General features: G+C 69.8%; 14 protein-coding genes. 11 read left to right on the top strand and 3 right to left on the bottom strand.

Going from position 1 to position 20,471, the window contains the following annotated elements:
- Nucleotides 1-66: 66 nt before the first annotated feature.
- Nucleotides 67-2,697 carry a valine--tRNA ligase gene (locus tag LGI35_RS17015; protein WP_227294653.1) on the top strand — a complete coding sequence of 877 codons (2,631 nt, stop codon included), beginning with the start codon at nucleotides 67-69 and terminating at the stop codon, nucleotides 2,695-2,697.
- A gap of 126 nt (nucleotides 2,698-2,823) precedes the next feature.
- Here LGI35_RS17015 and LGI35_RS17010 read toward each other — a convergent pair whose 3' ends face one another.
- The gene (locus tag LGI35_RS17010; RefSeq protein ID WP_227294652.1) at nucleotides 2,824-3,480 is read right to left on the bottom strand and encodes a hypothetical protein; all 657 of its coding nucleotides are present in this window, start codon (nucleotides 3,478-3,480) and stop codon (nucleotides 2,824-2,826) included.
- Nucleotides 3,481-3,597: 117 nt separating this feature from the next.
- Entirely contained in the window at nucleotides 3,598-4,596 is a 999-nt protein-coding gene (locus tag LGI35_RS17005) for a rod shape-determining protein (protein WP_227300337.1), read from the bottom strand.
- 133 nt (nucleotides 4,597-4,729) lie between these two features.
- Between LGI35_RS17005 and folC the strand changes: the two genes are divergently transcribed.
- The 10 genes from folC to LGI35_RS16955 all read left to right on the top strand — a co-directional run bounded on the left by folC (nucleotide 4,730) and on the right by LGI35_RS16955 (nucleotide 17,148).
- A complete protein-coding gene (gene folC, locus LGI35_RS17000; protein ID WP_227294651.1) occupies nucleotides 4,730-6,241 on the top strand; it encodes a bifunctional tetrahydrofolate synthase/dihydrofolate synthase in 1,512 nt (503 codons plus the stop codon).
- Between the two features lie 6 nt (nucleotides 6,242-6,247).
- Nucleotides 6,248-6,601: a DUF4233 domain-containing protein gene (locus tag LGI35_RS16995; protein WP_116512996.1), complete on the top strand. Its 354-nt coding sequence runs from the start codon at nucleotides 6,248-6,250 to the stop codon at nucleotides 6,599-6,601.
- A gap of 49 nt (nucleotides 6,602-6,650) precedes the next feature.
- The gene (gene ndk / locus LGI35_RS16990; RefSeq protein ID WP_227294650.1) at nucleotides 6,651-7,064 is read left to right on the top strand and encodes a nucleoside-diphosphate kinase; all 414 of its coding nucleotides are present in this window, start codon (nucleotides 6,651-6,653) and stop codon (nucleotides 7,062-7,064) included.
- Nucleotides 7,065-7,379: 315 nt separating this feature from the next.
- Entirely contained in the window at nucleotides 7,380-8,399 is a 1,020-nt protein-coding gene (locus LGI35_RS16985) for a rod shape-determining protein (RefSeq protein ID WP_059131610.1), read from the top strand.
- Between the two features lie 145 nt (nucleotides 8,400-8,544).
- The gene (gene mreC / locus LGI35_RS16980) at nucleotides 8,545-9,492 is read left to right on the top strand and encodes a rod shape-determining protein MreC (RefSeq protein ID WP_227294649.1); all 948 of its coding nucleotides are present in this window, start codon (nucleotides 8,545-8,547) and stop codon (nucleotides 9,490-9,492) included.
- Nucleotides 9,493-9,504: 12 nt separating this feature from the next.
- Nucleotides 9,505-10,179 (top strand): rod shape-determining protein MreD, encoded by a 675-nt coding sequence (gene mreD / locus LGI35_RS16975; protein WP_227294648.1) that lies wholly within the window; start codon nucleotides 9,505-9,507, stop codon nucleotides 10,177-10,179.
- A 46-nt stretch (nucleotides 10,180-10,225) separates the two neighbouring features.
- Nucleotides 10,226-12,406 carry a penicillin-binding protein 2 gene (mrdA, locus tag LGI35_RS16970; RefSeq protein WP_227294647.1) on the top strand — a complete coding sequence of 727 codons (2,181 nt, stop codon included), beginning with the start codon at nucleotides 10,226-10,228 and terminating at the stop codon, nucleotides 12,404-12,406.
- A 4-nt stretch (nucleotides 12,407-12,410) separates the two neighbouring features.
- On the top strand, nucleotides 12,411-13,607 hold the full coding sequence (rodA, locus tag LGI35_RS16965) for a rod shape-determining protein RodA (RefSeq protein WP_227294646.1): 1,197 nt from the start codon (nucleotides 12,411-12,413) through the stop codon (nucleotides 13,605-13,607).
- Nucleotides 13,608-13,667: 60 nt separating this feature from the next.
- Nucleotides 13,668-15,179 carry a CYTH and CHAD domain-containing protein gene (locus LGI35_RS16960; protein WP_227294645.1) on the top strand — a complete coding sequence of 504 codons (1,512 nt, stop codon included), beginning with the start codon at nucleotides 13,668-13,670 and terminating at the stop codon, nucleotides 15,177-15,179.
- Nucleotides 15,180-15,213: 34 nt separating this feature from the next.
- Nucleotides 15,214-17,148, top strand: a complete 1,935-nt coding sequence (locus LGI35_RS16955; protein ID WP_227294644.1) for a TIGR03960 family B12-binding radical SAM protein — start codon at nucleotides 15,214-15,216, stop codon at nucleotides 17,146-17,148.
- A 63-nt stretch (nucleotides 17,149-17,211) separates the two neighbouring features.
- On the opposite strand, the gene LGI35_RS16950 is transcribed toward LGI35_RS16955, so the two are convergent.
- On the bottom strand, nucleotides 17,212-20,343 hold the full coding sequence (locus LGI35_RS16950) for a phosphocholine-specific phospholipase C (RefSeq protein ID WP_227294643.1): 3,132 nt from the start codon (nucleotides 20,341-20,343) through the stop codon (nucleotides 17,212-17,214).
- Between the last annotated feature and the right edge of the window lie 128 nt (nucleotides 20,344-20,471).

Here is a 20,471-nt window from a genome sequence, read left to right as displayed (position 1 = left end):
GGCGGCCGCCGCGTCGCACGGGAATCCGGTTTCGGGGCACCCCTGCCGCGCCTCTAAACTGGGCCCGTGACCGAGAACACTCAGCAGCAGAATCCAGCGCCCACCACCGAACTGCCGACCCAGTACGCGCCGGCCGAGGTAGAGGGGGCGCTGTACGAGCGCTGGGTAGACCGGGGTTACTTCACCGCTGACGCGAACAGCGAGAAGGAGCCGTACACGATCGTCATCCCCCCGCCGAACGTCACGGGCGCGCTCCACCTGGGCCACGCCTTCCAGGTCACGCTCATGGACGCCCTCACGCGCCGCAAGCGCATGCAGGGCTACGAGACGCTGTGGCTGCCCGGCATGGACCACGCCGGCATCGCGACCCAGAACAAGGTTGAGCAGCAGCTCGCCGAGGAGGGCAAGTCCCGCCAGGACCTGGGCCGTGAGGCGTTCACCGACCGCGTGTGGCAGTGGAAGGACGAGTACGGCGGCCGGATCCTCGGCCAGCTGCGCCGCCTCGGCGCGGGCCTCGACTGGTCGCGCGAGCGCTTCACGATGGACGAGGGCCTGTCGAAGGCCGTCCAGACCATCTTCAAGAACCTGTACGACGACGGGCTCATCTACCGCGCCGAGCGCATCATCAACTGGTGCCCGCGCTGTCTGACGGCGATCTCGGACATCGAGGTCGACTACCAGGACGACGACGGCGAGCTCGTCTCGCTCAAGTACGGCGAGGGCGACGAGACGGTGGTCGTCGCCACGACCCGCGTCGAGACCATGCTCGGCGACACCGCCGTCGCGGTGCACCCCGACGACGAGCGGTACGCGCACCTGATCGGCAAGCGCATCAAGCTGCCGCTCACCGACCGGACCATCCCGGTCGTCGCCGACACGCACGTCGACCCCGAGTTCGGCACCGGCGCCGTCAAGGTGACGCCCGCCCACGACCCGAACGACTTCGCGATCGGCCAGCGGCACGACCTGGAGTCCATGACGATCATGGACGAGCGCGGTGTCATCACCGTGCACGGTCCCTTCCAGGGTCTCGACCGCTTCGAGGCGCGCTCCGCGATCGTCGGCGCCATGCGCGAGCAGGGCCGTGTCGTCGCCGAGAAGCGTCCGTACGTCCACTCCGTCGGCCACTGCTCGCGCTGCAAGACCACTGTCGAGCCGCGCCTGTCCCTCCAGTGGTGGGTCAAGGTCGACACGCTCGCGCAGGCCGCCGGTGACGCGGTCCGTGACGGGCGCGTCGCGCTCCACCCGAAGGACATGGAGAAGCGGTACTTCGACTGGGTCGACAACCTCAACGACTGGTGCATCTCGCGCCAGTTGTGGTGGGGCCACCGGATCCCCGTCTGGTACGGGCCCGACGGCGAGGTCGTGTGCGTCGGCCCCGACGACCCGATCCCCGGCACGGAGGCCGAGGGCTGGACCCAGGACGAGGACGTCCTCGACACCTGGTTCTCCTCCGGCCTGTGGCCGTTCTCCACGCTCGGCTGGCCGGAGAAGACCCCGGACCTCGAGAAGTTCTACTCGACCGACGTCCTGGTGACCGGCCACGACATCATCTTCTTCTGGGTCGTCCGGATGATGATGTTCGGCCTGTACGCCATGGAGGACCAGGTCCCCTTCAAGACCGTCGCCCTCACCGGTCTCGTCCGCGACGAGTTCGGCAAGAAGATGTCGAAGTCGAACCCGAACGCCGTCGACCCGCTCGACTGGATGGACGCGTACGGCTCCGACGCCGTGCGCTTCACCCTGGCCACCGGCGCCAACCCGGGTGCCGACGTGCCGATCGGCGAGGACTGGGTCAAGGCCTCCCGTAACTTCGCCAACAAGATCTGGAACGCGACGCGCTTCGCGCTGATGAACGGCGCGACCGTCGAGGGACCGCTGCCGGCGCCCGAGGCGATGACCGCGACGGACCGCTGGATCCTGTCCCGGCTCAACAAGACCGTCGCCGAAGTCGACGCTTTCTACGACGACTTCCAGTTCGCCAAGCTCTCCGACGCCCTCTACCACTTCGCGTGGGACGAGGTCTTCGACTGGTACGTCGAGCTGTCGAAGACGACGTTCTTCGAGGGCGGCGAGCAGGCGAAGGTCTCGGGTCGTGTCCTGGGCGAGGTCCTCGATGTGACGCTGCGTCTGCTGCACCCGATCGTCCCGTTCGTCACCGAGACGCTCTGGACCACGCTGACCGGTGGCGAGACCCTCGTGATCGCCGAGTGGCCGAAGGACAGCGGCTTCCGTGACCCTGCCGCCGAGAGCGAGATCGAGACGCTCCAGCAGGTCATCACCGAGGTCCGGCGCTTCCGTGCCGACCAGGGTCTTCAGCCCGGTCAGCGCGTGCCGGCCCGGCTCGACCTCGACGGGACCGCGCTCGCTCCGCACGAGGCCGCCATCCGGCAGCTTCTGCGGCTGCAGCCCGAGGGTGACGACTTCTCGGCGACCGCCACTTTGCCGGTCGGCGGCGCGCAGGTCGCGCTCGACCTGTCCGGCACGATCGATGTGGCGGCCGAGCGGAAGCGGCTCGCCAAGGATCTGGCAGCCGCCGAGAAGGAGAAGGCCCAGGCCACGGGCAAGCTCGGCAACGAGGCGTTCCTCGCCAAGGCGCCGGACGCCGTCGTCGACAAGATCCGTGGGCGCCTCGCCAAGGCGGACGAGGACATCGCCCGCATTCAGCAGCAGTTGGAGCGGTTGCCTCAGGCCTGACGTGGCTGACGCGTCCGAAGCGAGACGCGCTTCGCATGCGTCCGTCGTGCGTGAAGTGCGGTGAAGGCCCCCCGGAATCCTCATGGTTCCGGGGGGCCTTCGCGTTTTCCGTAGTGGCGCGGGGCTTTACGTTCGTAGCCCCAGGCGTTGCAGCTCCGCGTCCGCCAGCGCGTCCAGCACCACCGGGTCCGCCTCTCGCCAGCCCTTCGCCAGCGAGCCCGGGCCGGGGCCAGGGGGGACGTCCAGTTCGAGGTCCGAGTCCGGGTCCGGGTCCAGGTCCGCGTCCAGGTCCTGGTCCGAGGTCTCGTGGGGCGCGGCCGGGAGCAGTTCCGCCGTCGCCGCCAGTTCGTCCAGCGGCCGCAACAGCGCCCTCAGCGCCAGGAGTTCACGGCCGTCCTCCGTCCCCGCCAGCTCCTGCGCTGCCGCCGCCTGGCGCGTCCAGCGGATGCGGCGGGGCAGCCACACCGTGAGCATCAGGCCGACCGGGATCAGGAAGAGCGCCGCCGTGCCCAGGACCGCGAGGGCCTGTGCGGCCGCGGGGCCCTGCGGTGCCGGTGCCGCGCTCACGATCCGGTCGCCCGCGTGCGCCACGCCCCGCAGCGCTCCGTCCACCGAGCTGCCGAGAAGCGGGATACGGGGGCGGTGGGGGGCCGGTGGGGACGCCGGCTGTACCAGCCGGTGCATGGCCAGCGCCACCGCTGCCCAGAGCGCCGTCCACAGCAGGGCGGCGCCGTCGCCCAGGAGTTGGCGTGCGCGGCGGCCGGGGTTGTGTGCGTACCACATGGTCCGATTGGACCTTCTCCGTACGGGGCCGGGGGCGCACCGCGCCGGGGGGTCTCCCGGCGTCCCCGGTTCGGGTCAGCCCTTTCCGGCCGCCACGCGCCCTTGGGCGCAGGCCACTTACGCGGCCTTCAGCAGGCGCTGGAGCGAGTCGAAGTCCTCCACGCACTTGCCGCAGCCCAGCGCCACGCTGTCCAGCGGGGCCTCCGCGGGGAAGACCGGGATGCCTGTCGCCTCCGTCATGCGCACGTCCAGGCCCGGAAGCAGCGCGCCGCCGCCCGTCAGCACGATGCCATGCTCCATGACGTCGCCGGAGAGCTCCGGCGGGCACTCCTCGAGGGTTGCCCTGAGCGCCGAGACGATCGCTTCGACGGGGGAGTCGAGGGCTTCCCGGATCTCTTGGGTGGTGAGGGTCGCGGTGTGGGGGAGGCCGGCCAGTCTTTGACGGCCTCGCACCGTGAAGGTGCCCGTTTCGGAGAGGTCCCCGGCCGGGGCCGCTGAGCCGATGGCCAGTTTGACGGCCTCCGCGGTGCGTTCGCCGATCAGCAGGCCGTGTGCCTTGCGTACGTGGTTCGTGATCGCCTCGTCCATGCGGTCGCCCCCGACGCGCAGGGACTGGGCGGTGACGATGCCGCCCAGCGAGATCACCGCCACCTCCGTGGTGCCGCCGCCTATGTCCACGACCATCGAGCCGCGCGCCTCGGCCACCGGGAGGCCCGCGCCCATCGCCGCGGCCATGGGCTCCTCGATGACGTGGACCGCCCGGGCTCCGGCTCGTTGTGCCGCGTGGACGATCGCCCGGCGCTCCACCGGAGTGACTCCGCTCGGGACGCAGATGACCATGCGGGTCCTGGGGCGGCGGCCCGGGACCGCCATGCGCACGAAGTGGCGGAGCATCTCCTCCGCCGCCTCGTAGTCGCTGATCACGCCGTCGCGGAGGGGGCGGATCGTGGTGATGGAGCCCGGGGTGCGGCCGAGTGTCTCTTTGGCTTCCGTGCCGACGGCGACGGTCGTCCTGTTCTGTTTCCGCGCCACCACAGACGGCTCGTTGAGCACGATCCCCTTGCCGCGTACGTAGAGAAGAGTGTTGGCGGTGCCGAGATCGATGCCTATGTCCATGATCGCCAAGTTTGCAGGGTGATGCCGCGGTCCGGATGGACCAAGGTCCTGAAACGGACGGGCCGAAAGTCCCTGGCTTGCCGGGTGGGGTGGGGGCCGGGCTGTGTCGGTGGTTCTCCGTAGACTGGCTCGTGTGAGTGAGCTCCCCCCGCGCGACAGCGGCGAATCCGACGGCTTCGACGACATCGTGGACGCCGAGACCGAGCGTGACCCCGATCTGGCACTGATCGAGGCCGGCAGCCGTACCCTCCGGACGCAGGGGGGTGCTCCGCAGGGGGACGGCGTGCCCGGGCGGCCGCAGGATCCCCAGGTGGCCGAGGCCCTGCGAGAGGTCGAGACCGAGCTCGCGGGGCGGTGGGGCGAGACCAAACTGGAGCCGTCCGTCTCGCGTATCGCCGCTCTGATGGACGTGCTCGGTGACCCGCAGCGCGCCTATCCCTCGATCCACATCACGGGGACGAACGGCAAGACGTCCACGGCCCGCATGATCGAGGCCCTTCTCGGCGCTTTCGAACTGCGCACCGGGCGTTATACGTCGCCTCACGTCCAGTCGATCACCGAGCGCATCAGTCTCGACGGCGCGCCGATCGACTACGAGCGGTTCATCGAGACCTATCGGGACATCGCCCCGTATGTGGAGATGGTCGACCAGAAAGAGGAATTCCGGCTTTCCTTTTTCGAGGTGCTCACGGGGATGGCGTATGCCGCCTTCGCCGACGCGCCGGTCGATGCCGCCGTCGTCGAGGTCGGAATGGGCGGCAGCTGGGATGCCACCAATGTGATCGACGCTTCGGTGGCCGTCGTGACGCCCATCGATCTGGACCACACGGACCGGCTGGGCTCCACCCCTGGCGAGATCGCCCAGGAGAAGGCCGGAATCATCAAGCAGGGCGCCACGGTGATCATGGCGCAGCAGCCCGTCGACGCCGCGCAGGTGCTCCTGAAGAAGGCCGTCGAGGTGGACGCCACCGTGGCCCGGGAAGGGCTCGAGTTCGGTGTCGTCTCCCGGCAGGTCGCCGTGGGCGGGCAGCTGTTGACCCTGCGCGGGCTCGGCGGCGAGTACGACGGGATCTTCCTCCCGCTGCACGGCGCCCACCAGGCGCACAACGCGGCTGTCGCGCTGGCCGCCGTCGAGGCCTTCTTCGGGATCGGCTCCGAGCAGGCCCGGCTGCTCGATGTGGACACCGTCCGCCAGGCCTTCGCCGGCGCCACGTCGCCCGGCCGGCTCGAGGTCGTGAGGCGTTCGCCCACCGTGGTGCTCGACGCCGCGCACAACCCGGCCGGCGCCCGCGTCACCGCCGAGGCCATCAGCGAGGTCTTCGACTTCAGCCGGCTGGTGGGAGTCGTCGGAGCGAGCGGCGACAAGAACGTGCGCGGGGTGCTCGAGGCCTTCGAGCCGATCTTCGCCGAGGTCGTCGTCACGCAGAACTCCAGCCATCGCGCGATGGACGCCGACGAGCTCGCCGCCATCGCGGTCGAGGTCTTCGGGGACGAGCGCGTGCAGGTCGAGCCCCGCCTCGACGACGCCCTCGAGGCCGCCATCACGCTGGCCGAGGAAGAGGGCGAGTTCTCCGGCGGCGGCGTGCTCGTCACCGGGTCCGTGATCACTGTCGGCGAGGCCCGGCTGCTGTTGGGGAAGGGCTGATCCGCTGTGCGCGTGCTGTGTTCATCGACCCTGATCGGCGAGTTCTTCGTCATCGGCTTCGCCGGACTCGTCGCCATGAAGGACCCCGACCTCTCGGGCGGGGTCGTGTGGGGCGTGTGCGGTGTCGCCATGCTGCTGTCCGTGCTGCTGTGCGGGGCGCTCGGGCGGCGTGGTGGCATCGAGCTGGGGTGGGTGCTTCAAGCGGCGCTCGTCGCCAGCGGGTTCGTCGTGCCGATGATGTTCATCCTGGGTCTCTGCTTCGCCGGGCTCTGGTGGGCCTCCGTCCACTTCGGCCGCAGGATCGACGAGGCCAAGGCCAGGTGGGCGGCCCAGGCCGAGGCCGGAGGTAACACCGCGTAGCCGTGCCCGGTATCGTGCGGACATCCCACGAAGATTTTGGAGCCGCACCATGAGTCAGCGCACTCTTGTCCTTCTCAAGCCCGACGCCGTCCGCCGCGGTCTCGTCGGCGAGATCATCGGCCGGATCGAGCGCAAGGCCGGCTGGACGATCAGCGCGCTGGAGCTGCGGAACCTGGACCAGGACACCCTGGAGCAGCACTACGGCGAGCACAAGGGCAAGCCCTTCTACGAGCCGCTGGTCGCCTTCATGGCGTCCGGGCCCGTGGTGGCTCTCGTCGTCGAGGGCGAGCGGGTCATCGAGGGTGTGCGTCAGCTGGCCGGTCCGACCGACCCGATCGCCGCCGCTCCGGGCTCCGTCCGCGGCGACTTCGGCACCATCGTCCGCGAGAACCTGATCCACGCCTCGGACTCGGAGGAGTCGGCCGAGCGCGAGCTGAAGATCTTCTTCCCTGGACAGGTGTAGTCCGGTCCGTGAGACCGGGAAGTTCTTTTTCTGACACTGCGTCAGTCGCGGAGCGCTGCTGAACAGGGGCGGCCGGAGAAATTCGGCCGCCTTTTGGCATATGCGCCCCCATTGGGGGAACGCGACACTCCGTCGGCACGTCCCCATTAGCGGAGCGGGGAATCATCTGCTGACAATGGCGAAGACCCTCGCGCCGTGGTCGTGCAGGCGAGACTACGATGTAAGCCTCCACGCCACTCGCACCCACCTCGCCTACCTAACAAGCCATCAAACGCTCCACTTGGGAAGGCCAGACGAATCCTGATGGGGAACTCAATGTCGTTCATCGGCCGTGACATGGCTGTCGACCTCGGGACCGCCAACACGCTGGTGTACGTCAGGGGTCGCGGGATCGTACTCAACGAGCCGTCCGTCGTCGCGATCAACACCAACACCGGCGGCATCCTCGCTGTCGGCGCCGAAGCCAAGAAGATGATCGGCCGCACGCCGGGCAACATCGTCGCCGTGCGACCGCTGAAGGACGGCGTGATCGCCGACTTCGAGATCACCGAGCGCATGCTCCGCTACTTCATCCTGAAGATCCACAAGCGGCGCTACCTCGCTCGCCCCCGTGTCGTGGTGTGTGTGCCCTCCGGCATCACCGGTGTCGAGCGCCGCGCGGTCATCGAGGCCTCCTCGCAGGCCGGTGCCCGCCAGGTGCACATCATCGAGGAGCCCATGGCCGCGGCCATCGGCTCCGGCCTCCCGGTCCACGAGGCCACGGGCAACATGGTGGTCGACATCGGCGGCGGCACCACCGAGGTCGCGGTGATCTCGCTCGGCGGAATCGTCACAGCACAGTCCATCCGGGTCGCCGGGGACGAGCTGGACAACGCGATCATCCAGCACATCAAGAAGGAGTACTCGCTGCTTCTTGGTGAGCGGACTGCCGAGCAGATCAAGATCACGATTGGCTCCGCGTACGACCTCGACTCCGACGAACACACCGAAATCCGGGGGCGCGACCTCGTGTCCGGACTTCCGAAGACCGTCGTCATCTCGGCCGCCGAGGTGCGCAAGGCGATCGAGGAACCGGTCAACGCGATCGTCGACGCCGTCAAGACGACCCTGGACAAGTGCCCGCCCGAGCTGTCGGGCGACGTCATGGACCGGGGCATCGTGCTCACCGGCGGCGGCGCCCTGCTGCGCGGCCTCGACGAGCGGCTGCGCCGTGAGACGGGCATGCCGATCCACATCGCCGAGGACCCCCTCGACAGCGTGGCGCTCGGCTCCGGCAAGTGCGTCGAGGAGTTCGAGGCGCTCCAGCAGGTGCTGGACGCCCAGCCGCGCAGATGACCTGACGCGAGACGTCCGCCGTACGAGTGCCTGCCACTTCGTACGGCGGATCGTTGATATATAGGCAAGGCGTAAGAATTCCCCATAACCTGCGATGCCTCAGGGTTTCCGCAGAATCCGATTGAGGAAGGCACGGCCGCCGCACGTGAGGGACACACGAGAGAGCCGGCTGCTCCTGGTGCTGCTGATCGCCATCGCGTTCGCACTGATCACGGTGGACATCCGCGGTGGGGAGGACTCGCCGGTCGACGGTGCCCGCCAGGCCGCCGCCACGGTCTTCGGCCCCGTGGAGAACGGCGTCTCCAGCGCAGTCGACCCGATCGGCAACGCCATAGCTGCCGTCAAGGACTCCGGTGAGCGGCACAACCGCGTCAGTGAACTGGAGCGCGAGAACGCCGCCTTGAAGGCGAAGCTCGGCAGCGACGACCGCAACCGAAGCAAGATCCGCCAGCTCGACTCCATGCTGAAGACGGCGGGCGCAGGGCAGTACGGCATCAAGGGGGCACAGGTCATCGCCATAGGAGCAGCCCAGGGGTTCTCCTGGACCGTCACGATCGACTCCGGCGCCAACGACGGCCTCAAGCGCGACATGACCGTTCTGAACGGGGACGGGCTCGTGGGACGCGTGACCACCGTAGGACCCGACACCGCGACCGTCCTGCTCGCCAACGACCCCGACTTCACCGTCGGCACCCGCATGGAGCGCACCGACGAGCTCGGCTTCGCCTCCGGACAGGGTGACCGGCCGCTGCGCGTGCAGCTCCTCAACGGCAAGGCCAATGTCAAGAAGGGCGACCGTCTGGTGACCTTCGGGTCCCAGGCCGACAAGCCGTTCGTGCCCGGCGTGCCCGTGGGGCAGGTGGTCCGCGTCGATCCGTCCGGCGGCGACCTGACCCGGACGATCTATGTGAAGCCGTACGTCGGATTCACCAAGCTCGACGTCGTGGGCGTGGTCGTACAGGCTCCGCGCACCGATCCGCGCGACGAGGTGCTGCCGTCCAAGCCGGCCAAGCCCAAGCCGACGCCCACCGTCACCGTCACGGCCACGCCGTCGGGGCCCCCGGCCGACGCCAACGGCATCGACGAGCAGTAGGAGCTGGATCCCATGCGCTTCAACCGGTTGCTGCTCGCCACCCCCCTGGTGATCGTCGCCCTGGTGGTCCAGGTGTGCGTACTCGCCCGTCTCCAACTGCCCGGCGCCGTGCCGGACCTCGTGCTCCTGACCGTCGTCGGCCTCGCCCTCGTGTACGGCCATGTCGGCGGCGCGTTCATCGGGTTCGGCGCGGGTCTGCTCGCGGACCTCGCGCCGCCCGCCGACCACGCCGCCGGGCGCTACGCCCTCGTGCTGTGCGTCGTCGGCTATCTCGTCGGCCTCGCCAAGCCGGACAACGGCCAGCTCAGGTCGGCCTTCGGCCCGATGGTCGTGGTCGTCGCCGCGGCCATCGGCTCGACCCTGCTCTACGCGGGCGTCGGCGCCCTCGTCGGTGACACCGCCGCCCGCCATGTGGGCATCGGCAGCCTGCTGTTCACGGCCGCGCTCTACGATCTGCTGCTCGCGCCGTTCACCGTGCCGTTCATCATCGCCCTGGCCAGACGTGCCGACAACGATCCGCTCGCTGATTCCTCGCCCGGCGCAGGCAAGGCCACCGACGTCACCGCCGGCTGGCTCTCCTCCGGCACCGGCCTGCGCATCGGCAACCAGCGCGGCGGAATCCGCCTGAAGGCCGCCAGGGCGCGCACCGCGCGGGCCGGCCGCATCAAGGGGGTCAAGCGCCTGTGACCGCCGCGCACATCACCGCGTACACGCACTGAGAGGGGGAGGCAGCATGACCAACATTCCCGAGACCGGGCGGACTCCACGCGTCCAGATCCGGCTCGTCATCCTTCAGATCCTGGTCCTGTCCCTCCTGCTCACCCTCGGCGGCCGCCTCTGGTACCTCCAGATCCGCAACGGCGCCGAGTACGCCAGGGAGGCCTCCGGCAACCACGTGCAGCAGGTCGTCAGCCCCGCCGTGCGCGGCTCGATCCTGGACGCCCGCGGTGTGCCGATCGCCGACAACGAGACGCGCCTGGTCGTCTCCGCGTCCCGCACGGACCTGATGAAGATGCCCGACGACGGCAAGGCCGTGCTCGCCAAGCTCGCCGACGTCCTCGGGATGAAGTCCAGCGACGTCACGGACAAGGTCCGCCTCTGTGACGCCAAGACGCCGCAGCCCTGCTGGAACGGCTCGCCCTACCAGCCCATCCCGATCACGGACGAGGCCACGCCCAAGCAGGCCCTCCAGATCCGCGAGCGCTCCGAGGACTTCCCCGGCATCACCGCCGAGCCCGAGGCCGTACGCCGCTACGCCGGGCCGGGCGGCTCCAACACCGCGCAGGTCCTCGGCTACCTCTCGCCGGTCACCGACGCCGAGATCGAGAAGGCCAAGGACACCTCGTCGCCGTACCTGCGCTCCGACCAGGTCGGCCGCTCCGGCCTGGAGCGCACCTACGACAAGGAGCTGCGTGGCAAGGCCGGCGTCACCCGCTACGAGGTCGACAACCTCGGCCGCGTCATCGGGCGCGCCAAGAGCGACGAGGCCGAGCCCGGCGCCAACGTCGTCACCTCGATCGACGCACGCGTGCAGGGCGTCGCCGAGCGCGAGCTGAACGAGGCGATGAAGGTCGCCCGCCAGCAGTTCGACAAGATCACCGGCGAGAACTACAAGGCCGACTCCGGCGCGGTCGTCGTCATGGAGGCCAAGACCGGCCGGATCGTCTCCATGGCGTCCGCACCGTCGTACGACCCGAACGTCTGGATCGGCGGCATCTCCGCCAAGGACTACAAGCAGCTCACCGGCAAGGGCTCCGACTACCCGCTGCTCAACAGGGCCATTCAGGGTCAGTCCGCGCCCGGTTCGACGTTCAAGGTGATCTCCACGGCCGCCGCGGCCGAGGCCGGCTACAAGTGGGACGGCGGCTACCCCTGCACCAGCTCCTACTCGGTCGGCGGCCAGGTTTTCAAGAACTTCGAGGGGGAGAGCTTCGGCCCCATCTCTCTCGGCCGCGCGCTGGAGGTCTCCTGCGACACCGTCTTCTACGGCCTCGCCGACCGGGAGTGGAAGAAGGACGGCGGCATCAACCCGAAGGGGACCCCCAAGGACTACTTCTACAAGGCCGCCCACCAGTTCGGCCTCGGCAAGACCACGGGCATCGACCTTCCCAACGAGGTCACGGGCCGGGTCCCCGACCGTCGGTGGAAGAAAGCCTTCTGGGAGGCCAACAAGGACAGCTGGTGCAAGACCGGCAAGAAGGACGGCAGCTACGTCGAGAAGATCGCCTACGAGAACTGCCTCGAGGGCAACAAGATGCGCGAGGGCGACTCGATCAACTACTCCATCGGCCAGGGAGACACCCTCCTCACGCCGATTCAGGAGGCCATGATCTACGGGGCCCTCGCCAACGGCGGAACCGAGTACGTCCCGACCATCGGCAAGGCGATCATCAGCGCCGACGGCAAGTCGGTCAGGGAGATCAAGCCCCAGGTCAAGGCCAAGCTCCCGGTCACCAAGGCGACCCTCAAGGGCATGAACGACGCCCTCGCCGGCGTGGTCACCCGCGGTACCGCCGCCTGGAAGTTCGGCGGCTGGCCCCAGGACAAGATCCCGCTGCACGCCAAGACCGGCACCGCCGAGGTCTACGGCAAGCAGACCACGTCATGGCTGGCCACCTACTCCAAGGACTACTCGGTCATCATGACGATCTCCCAGGCCGGTACGGGCTCCGGAGCCTCCGGTGAGGCCGTGCGCAAGATCTACAACGCGCTGTACGGCGTCACCGCCGACGGCACGATCGACAAGAAGAAGGCCCTGCTGCCCTCGCCGGAGAAGAACCTGCCGAAGATCCATCGGGACGGTTCGATCGACGCGCCGACCATCAAGCCCTACAAGCCCGCCGACCCGAGCCCGTCCCCCTCGCCGCAACTGGCGGCGGTCCTCGGCGCCCCGGTGACCGGAAGGCGGCACTGACACCATGGCCGGTACCAACGGTTTCTCCGTCTCCGGGTACGGACCCGAGCGCTCCGCCCTGTCCCGGCTCATGGCCCGGGACTCGGTGATGCGCCGCCTCGACTGGCCGATCCTCCTGTCGTCGCTCGCCCTGTCCCTCATCGGCTCGGCGCTCGTCTACTCGGCGACCCGCAACCGCACCGTGATCAACCAGGGCGACCCGTACTACTTCCTGTTCCGGCACCTCATGAACACCGGCATCGGCCTGGCCCTGATGATCGGCACGATCTGGCTCGGCCACCGCACCCTGCGCACGGCCGTGCCGATCCTCTACGGCGCCTCGGTCTTCCTGATGCTGCTGGTGCTGACCCCGCTCGGCGACACGATCAACGGACAGCGCAACTGGCTGTCCGCGGGCGGAGTGTCGCTCCAGCCCGCCGAGTTCGCCAAGATCACGATCATCCTGGGCATGGCGATGCTGCTGGCCTCACGGGTCGACGCGGGCGACAAGCAGTACCCCGACCACCGCACGGTACTGCAGGCGCTGGGCCTCGCCGCCGTCCCGATGCTCGTCGTGCTGCTCATGCCCGACCTCGGCACGATCATGGTCGCGGCCGTCATCGTGCTCGGTGTGCTGCTCGCCTCCGGCGCCTCCAACCGCTGGGTGTTCGGCCTGCTCGGCGCGGGTGTGCTCGGCGCGATCTCCGTCTGGCGACTGCACATCCTCGACGACTACCAGATCGCCCGCTTCGCGGCCTTCGCCAACCCGGCGCTCGACCCGGCCGGCGTCGGCTACAACACGAACCAGGCCCGCATCGCGATCGGCTCGGGCGGCCTGACCGGCACCGGTCTCTTCCACGGCTCCCAGACCACCGGCCAGTTCGTCCCCGAGCAGCAGACCGACTTCGTCTTCACCGTCGCCGGCGAGGAACTCGGCTTCGCCGGCGCCGGACTGATCCTGCTCCTGCTCGCCGTCGTCCTGTGGCGCGCCTGCCGCATCGCCCGCGAGACGACCGAGCTCTACGGAACGATCGTCGCCGCCGGGATCATCGCCTGGTTCGCCTTCCAGGCCTTCGAGAACGTCGGCATGACGCTCGGCATCATGCCGGTGGCGGGCCTGCCCCTGCCGTTCGTGTCGTACGGAGGATCGTCCATGTTCGCCGTCTGGGTGGCGATCGGGCTCCTCCAGTCGATCCGCGTGCAAAGGCCCATGTCGGCGTAAGGAAGACCTGGTCCGCCAGAGGGTCTGCCCAGAATCCGGATTCGCGACTAAATTCGGTTCATGACGGAGACGAAGCGCGAGATCGAGCGGAAGTACGAGGCGCCCGTGGCCGACGAAGGCTTCGGACTCCCGGATCTGAGCCGTGTCGCCGGAGTCTCGGCCGTCATCGACAAAGGCGTCGTCGACCTCGACGCCGTCTACTACGACACCGTCGACCAACGTCTCGCGGCCGCCGCGATCACGCTGCGGCGCCGCACCGGCGGCGCCGACGCGGGCTGGCACCTCAAGCTCCCCGTCTCCCTCGCCGAGGGCGTACGGGACGAGATCCGGGCCCCGCTCTCCGACGACGTGCCCCGCGACCTCACCGGCCTCGTGCGCTCGCGGGTGCGCGAGGCCGATCTCGTACCCCTGATGCGGCTGCGCTCCTCGCGCGACGTCCGTGATCTCACCGGCGCCGACGGCGCGCTGCTCGCCGAGGTCAGTGTCGACGGCGTACGGGCCGAGCGGCTCTTCGGCGGGGCCGGCGCCGCCGCCTGGACCGAGATCGAGGTGGAGCTGGCGGACGGCGGCGACCCGGCGTTCCTCGGCAAGGTCGAGAAGAAGCTCCGCAAGGCGGGCGCGAGCCGCTCGGCCTCCCCGTCGAAACTCGCGCGGGCACTCACGGAGACCGGTATCGGCCCGCGCCCGCCCCGGCCCGCCCACGACCCCGAGACGCCCGCCGACCACGTGCTCGCCTACCTCAGGGTCCAGCGCGACGCGATCGTCGACCTCGACCCCGCCGTCCGCCGCGACCTGCCCGACGCGGTGCACCAGATGCGCGTCGCCACCCGCCGGCTGCGCAGCGCCCTGCGCTCGTACCGCAAGATCCTCGACCGCGCCGTGACGGACCCGATCGGCGACGAGCTGAAGTGGATCGCCGGTGAGCTCGGCGTCGACCGCGACCAGGAGGTCCTGACCGAGCGGCTGACCGCGGCCCTCGGCACATTGCCGCGTGAGCTGTCCGCGGGCCCCGTCCGCACCCGGCTGCGGACCTGGTCGCGGGCCCGGCGCTCCGGCTCGCGCCGCCGTCTGATCGCCGTGCTCGACGGCAAGCGCTACCTCGCGCTCCTCGCCGCCCTCGACGCACTCGTCGACGCGCCCCCGCTGCGGGCCGAGCAGCCGGAGGACGCCCTGGCCAAGGCCGTGCTGCGGGACTACAAGCGGCTCGCGGGATACGTCGAGGGGGCGCTCGCCGAGGATCCCGGCCCGGCCCGCGACCTCGCCCTGCACAACGCCCGCAAGGCCGCCAAACGCAGCCGGTACGCGGCCGAGGTCGCCGCGCCCGCGCTCGGCGAGCAGGCGGAACAGGTCGGCAAGCACGCGAAGGCGCTCCAGACCCTGCTCGGCGAGCACCAGGACAGCGTGATGGCGCGCGAGGCGCTGCGCGACCTGGCGGCGCAGGCCCACGCGGCGGGGGAGAGTTCCTTCACATACGGGGTGCTGTACGGGCGCGAGGAGGCGCTCGCCGAGCGGGCCGAGGAGGAGCTGCCGCCGCTGTGGGCGAAGGCTGTCTCCTGGCCGCGTTACGCTTGACAGTCATCCCTGTCAGCTCACGAAGGTCCCGGGTATGCCTGCCGAAGCCGCAGAGTCGGTTTTTCCACAGCTCGAAGCTTTGCTCCCGCATGTGCAGAAGCCGATCCAGTACGTGGGCGGTGAGCTCAATTCCACCGTCAAGCCGTGGGAGAGCTCCGACGTCCGCTGGGCGCTCATGTACCCGGACGCCTACGAGGTCGGGCTCCCGAACCAGGGCGTCATGATCCTCTACGAGGTGCTGAACGAGCGCGAGGGTGTTCTCGCCGAGCGCACGTACAGCGTGTGGCCGGACATGGAAGCGCTGATGCGCGAGCACAAGGTGCCGCAGTTCACCGTGGACTCGCACCGCCCGCTCAAGGCGTTCGACGTGTTCGGGCTCTCCTTCTCCACCGAGCTCGGCTACACGAACATGCTCACGGCCCTGGACCTCGCCGGCATCCCGCTGGCGGCCAAGGACCGCACGATCGACGACCCGATCGTCCTCGCGGGCGGCCACGCGGCCTTCAACCCCGAGCCGATCGCCGAGTTCATCGACTGTGCCGTCATCGGTGACGGCGAGCAGGCCGTCCTCGACATGACGGAGATCATCCGCGCCTGGAAGGCCGAGGGGTGCCCCGGCGGCCGCGAGGAGGTGCTGTTCCGTCTCGCGAAGACGGGCGGTGTCTACGTCCCCGGGTTCTACGACGTCGAGTACCTGCCGGACGGCCGCATCGGCCGCGTCGTGCCGAACAGGTCCGGCGTGCCGTGGCGCGTCAGCAAGCACACCGTCATGGACCTCGACGAGTGGCCGTACCCGAAGCAGCCCCTCGTCCCGCTCGCCGAGACCGTCCACGAGCGGATGTCCGTCGAGATCTTCCGCGGCTGCACCCGCGGCTGCCGTTTCTGCCAGGCCGGCATGATCACGCGCCCCGTGCGGGAGCGAAGCATCACCGGCATCGGCGACATGGTCGAGAAGGGTCTCAAGGCGACCGGGTTCGAGGAGGTCGGCCTGCTCTCGCTGTCCTCCGCCGACCACTCCGAGATCGGTGACATCGCGAAGGGCCTCGCCGACCGGTACACCGAGGACAAGATCGGCCTGTCGCTGCCGTCCACCCGCGTCGACGCGTTCAACGTCGACCTGGCCAACGAGCTCACGCGCAACGGCCGCCGCTCCGGCCTGACGTTCGCCCCCGAGGGCGGCTCCGAGCGCATGCGCAAGGTCATCAACAAGATGGTCTCGGAAGAGGACCTCATCCGGACCGTCGCCACGGCGTACGGCAACGGCTGGCGTCAGGTGAAGCTGTACTTCATGTGCGGCCTGCCCACGGAGACCGACGAGGACGTCCTCCAGATCGCCGACATGGCGATGAACGTGATCCAGAAGGGCCGCGAGGTCTCCGGCCAGAACGACATCCGCTGCACGGTCTCCATCGGCGGCTTCGTGCCCAAGCCGCATACGCCGTTCCAGTGGGCCCCGCAGCTGTCGTCCGCCGAGACGGACGCCCGCCTGGAGAAGCTCCGCGACAAGATCCGCGGCGACAAGAAGTACGGCCGCTCCATCGGCTTCCGCTACCACGACGGCAAGCCCGGCATCGTCGAGGGCCTGCTCTCCCGCGGTGACCGCCGTATCGGCTCCGTCATCCGGGCGGTCTACGAGGACGGCGGCCGCTTCGACGGCTGGCGCGAGCACTTCAGCTACGACCGCTGGATGGCCTGCGCCGAGAAGACGCTGCCCGAGTTCGGTGTCGACGTCGACTGGTACACGACGCGTGAGCGCACGTACGAGGAGGTCCTGCCCTGGGACCACCTGGACTCCGGTCTCGACAAGGACTGGCTCTGGGAGGACTGGCAGGACTCGCTCGACGAGACCGAGGTCGAGGACTGCCGCTGGACGCCGTGCTTCGACTGCGGCGTGTGCCCGCAGATGGACACGCACATCCAGGTCGGCCCGACGGGCAAGAAGCTGCTGCCGCTGACGGTCGTCAAGTAGCGTACGAACAGCGGGAGTCGAGGGGCCGGGACGCCGTCATGGCGTCCCGGCCCCTCACTTGTGTCAGGCCGTGACCGGCTTGTCGTCCACGCGGACGTGGTCGACCGCCCAGTACCAGTTGTTGCCCGCGTCGTACATGCGGAACTTCAGGGTGACCGACTTCGCGCCCGCCGGGACCGCGAGTTCCTTCGTCACGAAGGTGTTCTCGGCGTCCTGGCCCGCGTTGTCGTTGCCTGTCGCGTCGGCGCTGTAGTGGAGGAGACGGGTCTCCTCGCCCGTGTCGAAGGCCGCCGTCACGGCCGCCTTCTGCGGGGCCTCCTGGCGGTAGTGCGAGTCGAAGGCCACGTACAGCTTCGACGTGCCGGACGGGACCGGGACCGCGGGCGAGACCAGCGTCGAGTCGAACGTGCCCTTCGACGACGGCGATCCCGTGTCGTCCCAGTCGTCCGGGTCGGCGACCGCGACGACGCCGAGCGCACGGCCGAAGCCGCCCCGGTCCTGACCCGCCGGTGACCAGGCCCGCTTGGTGTGGAACGTCCAGCCCTGGAGGCGGGCGGTGCCCTGCGGCATACCGGCCGCGTTCACCACGGACCAGCCCTTCGGGGCCTTCGCCGTCCAGCCGACGACCCCCGACACCGGCTCCAGCGAGTCCGCCACCGACTCGAAGTCCTCGCCGAGCAGATGGCCCGCCATGGACGGGGCGGTACGCGCCGAGACCTCGCCGTCGGCCAGGACGAACCGCTCGCCGGAGCGGGCCCGCGCCGTCACGAGCAGCCGGTACGCGGCCGTGCCCGACAGCTCGGCGGGGACCTGCACCTCCCACTCGGCGGTCGCCGACGCGCCCGCCGCGAGCGAGGCGGGCGGCGCCGAAACCGCCTTCACCGCCCAGCCCTTGGGCACCACCGGGTGCGCCTCGATCGCGGACACGGCGGTCGTCGCGTCGAACCGTGCGCGCACACGGGCCGCCTTGCCGGGGACCAGGATGGCCTCGTCGATCGTGGTCGACGCCGCTTCCAGGGACACCGTGACGCCGAGCGCGTCGGGCAGCCCCATCGCGGGGTCGGTGACGCCTTCGAGCTTGCCGGGGACCCGGCCCGCGTACCGGCGCAGGAAGCCGGGCTCGTCGCGGACGGTGACGGACACGTCGTACCAGCCCTCGCGCGGCACACGGATCCGGACGGTGCGGTGGGCGCCCGCGCCGACGCGGAACTCGCGAGTGCCGCCGCCGTAGGCGAGGTCGCCGACGAGGAACGTGCGGGCGGTACGGGCGTGGTTGGTCAGCTCGACGTCGGCGCCGCGGCCGTCGTCGGCGAGGTCCAGGTGCGCCTCGTACGTGCCCGCCGCGTCGCCGCGCAGATGCCACAGGGCGCCGTTCGGCCCGTGGACGCGCAGGTCGTAGCCGTTGTCGCCGGGGCTCCACACGTCGGACAGCTTCGACTTGGGGCTCAGCGTGTAGTGCCTGGGCGCGATGCCGGGCTCGGGGTACACCGCGAGGACGGCGCCCTGGCGGCCGTGGTTCGCGAGGTCCAGGGTGACCTTGCCGCCGCGCACACGGGGCGTGACCCGCAGGTCGTACGGGGTGGGGCGGGCGGTGCGGCTGCCGCGCTGCTGCTCGGGCAGGAGCTGCGGCTTGGGCACGGTGGGCGCGGGCAGCTTGCCGGTGTCGGTGACCTTCTGGCGGTTGCCGCTGGTGTCGGGCAGCGTGGGCCACGACGGGTTCTTGCCGGAGAAGTCGAAGACGTCGGTCAGGTCGCCGGTGATCTCGCGGCGCCAGGGGCTGATGTTGGGCTCGCGCACCCCGAAGCGCTTCTCCAGGAACTGGATGACGGACGTGTGGTCGCACACCGTCGACGCCACGGCGCCGCCGCGCGTCCACGGCGACACGACGATCATCGGTACGCGCATGCCGAGCCCGAGCGGGAAGGGCCCCGCCGCCTTCGTCTCACCGGCGGGCAGCGTGTCGGACCAGGTCAGCGACCCGTCGGCACCCTTCACGCGGTACTGGCCCCGCTGGTTGACGGGCCGGTAGAAGGTCGAGCCGCCCTTGCTGACCCGCACCACGACCTCGCCGTCGGGCGTCACGGTCGACCGGCCACGGCCCTCGGCGACCGGCGGCACGGGCGCGACCAGGTGGTCGTAGAAGCCGCCGTGCTCGTCGTAGTTCAGGATGAACGCGGTCTTGGCGAAGACCTCGGGATTGTCGGCGAGCGCGGACAGCAGACGCGCCGTCAGATCCTCGCCGTGCGGCGGCGCGTAGCTGGCGTGCTCGGACAGCGCGGCCGGCGCGACGAGCCAGGAGACCTGCGGCAGCGTGTCGTTCTTCACGTCCTCGGCGAACGCGGCCACGAGCGCGTCCCCCATGGCCCACGGGTCGTTCGTCTGCGCGGGGTCGCCGACCTTCTTCATGCCGCGCTCGTACAGCGACTCACCGGGCTTGGCGGCGCGGAAGGTGGTGAACCAGGCCAGCGCGTTGTCGTCGAAGTTCTCCTGCGCCTGGTACGTCTTCCAGCTGACGCCCGCCGCTTCGAGGCGCTCCGCGTAGGTCGTCCACTCGAAGCCGGGCTCCTGGTTGTCGACGACGGCGATGTCGCGCACCGTGCCGCCGCTGGTGCCGGTCATCAGGTGCTCGCGGTTGGGGTTGGTGCTGGTCTCGGTCGAGCAGTAGTAGTGGTCGCAGATGGTGAAGACCGAGGCGAGAGCGTTGTAGAAGGGCATGTCGGCGGGCTCGTAGTAGCCCTGGCCGAGCCAGCCGCTGCCGCGCCGGGTGACGTAGCCGTCGGCCACACCGTCGTTGCGGGCGTTCATCGAGTCGCCGAACCCGAAGGCGGCGGCGCCCTGCTGATAGGCGCTGGTGTGCGCGGCGTTCATCGCGAACGGCGCGAGCCAGCCCTCGGCGCGCGACGGGTCGGGCTGGTGGAACACGGGCCGGCCGTTGATCCCGCGCACGGCGGCGCGGTCACCGAACCCCCGTATGCCCTGCATCGTGCCGAAGTAGTGGTCGAACGACCGGTTCTCCTGCATGAACACCACGACGTGCTGGATGTCCTCCAGCGTGCCGGGCCTGCCCGGCGCGGCGAGCGCGGTGCGCAGGCTCAGCGGCAGCGCGGCCAGCACACCGGCGGCCGCGGCGCCGCCGATGAGGGTGCGGCGGGAGAGTTCGGGTCTGTGCTCGGGGTGCGGTGAGCTCGTGCTCATCGGGGTTGTCCTCCAACGTCCTTCTGCAAGCGGCCTGTTTGGCCCAGACCCGTTATGAATACGAGACAGAAGTGGCCGTGGCCAGAGGTGTGCGTGAAGTTCCCATGACGCGGATCCGTATGCCGCGC

The organism is Streptomyces longhuiensis, from assembly GCF_020616555.1.
In the GTDB taxonomy this organism is placed as follows: domain Bacteria; phylum Actinomycetota; class Actinomycetes; order Streptomycetales; family Streptomycetaceae; genus Streptomyces; species Streptomyces longhuiensis.
Note: the sequence above shows the minus strand (reverse complement) of the source record. Positions and strands in the feature narration are given on the sequence as shown.

Bases quoted from the DNA above. Each gene is read 5' to 3' on its own strand.
- LGI35_RS17010 (WP_227294652.1), bottom strand. From the start codon at position 3,480: ATGTGGTACGCACACAACCCCGGCCGCCGCGCACGCCAACTCCTGGGC.
- LGI35_RS17005 (WP_227300337.1), bottom strand. From the start codon at position 4,596: ATGGACATAGGCATCGATCTCGGCACCGCCAACACTCTTCTCTACGTA.
- ndk (WP_227294650.1), top strand. From the start codon at position 6,651: ATGAGTCAGCGCACTCTTGTCCTTCTCAAGCCCGACGCCGTCCGCCGC.
- LGI35_RS16985 (WP_059131610.1), top strand. From the start codon at position 7,380: ATGTCGTTCATCGGCCGTGACATGGCTGTCGACCTCGGGACCGCCAAC.
- mreD (WP_227294648.1), top strand. From the start codon at position 9,505: ATGCGCTTCAACCGGTTGCTGCTCGCCACCCCCCTGGTGATCGTCGCC.
- mrdA (WP_227294647.1), top strand. From the start codon at position 10,226: ATGACCAACATTCCCGAGACCGGGCGGACTCCACGCGTCCAGATCCGG.
- rodA (WP_227294646.1), top strand. From the start codon at position 12,411: ATGGCCGGTACCAACGGTTTCTCCGTCTCCGGGTACGGACCCGAGCGC.
- LGI35_RS16960 (WP_227294645.1), top strand. From the start codon at position 13,668: ATGACGGAGACGAAGCGCGAGATCGAGCGGAAGTACGAGGCGCCCGTG.
- LGI35_RS16955 (WP_227294644.1), top strand. From the start codon at position 15,214: ATGCCTGCCGAAGCCGCAGAGTCGGTTTTTCCACAGCTCGAAGCTTTG.
- LGI35_RS16950 (WP_227294643.1), bottom strand. From the start codon at position 20,343: ATGAGCACGAGCTCACCGCACCCCGAGCACAGACCCGAACTCTCCCGC.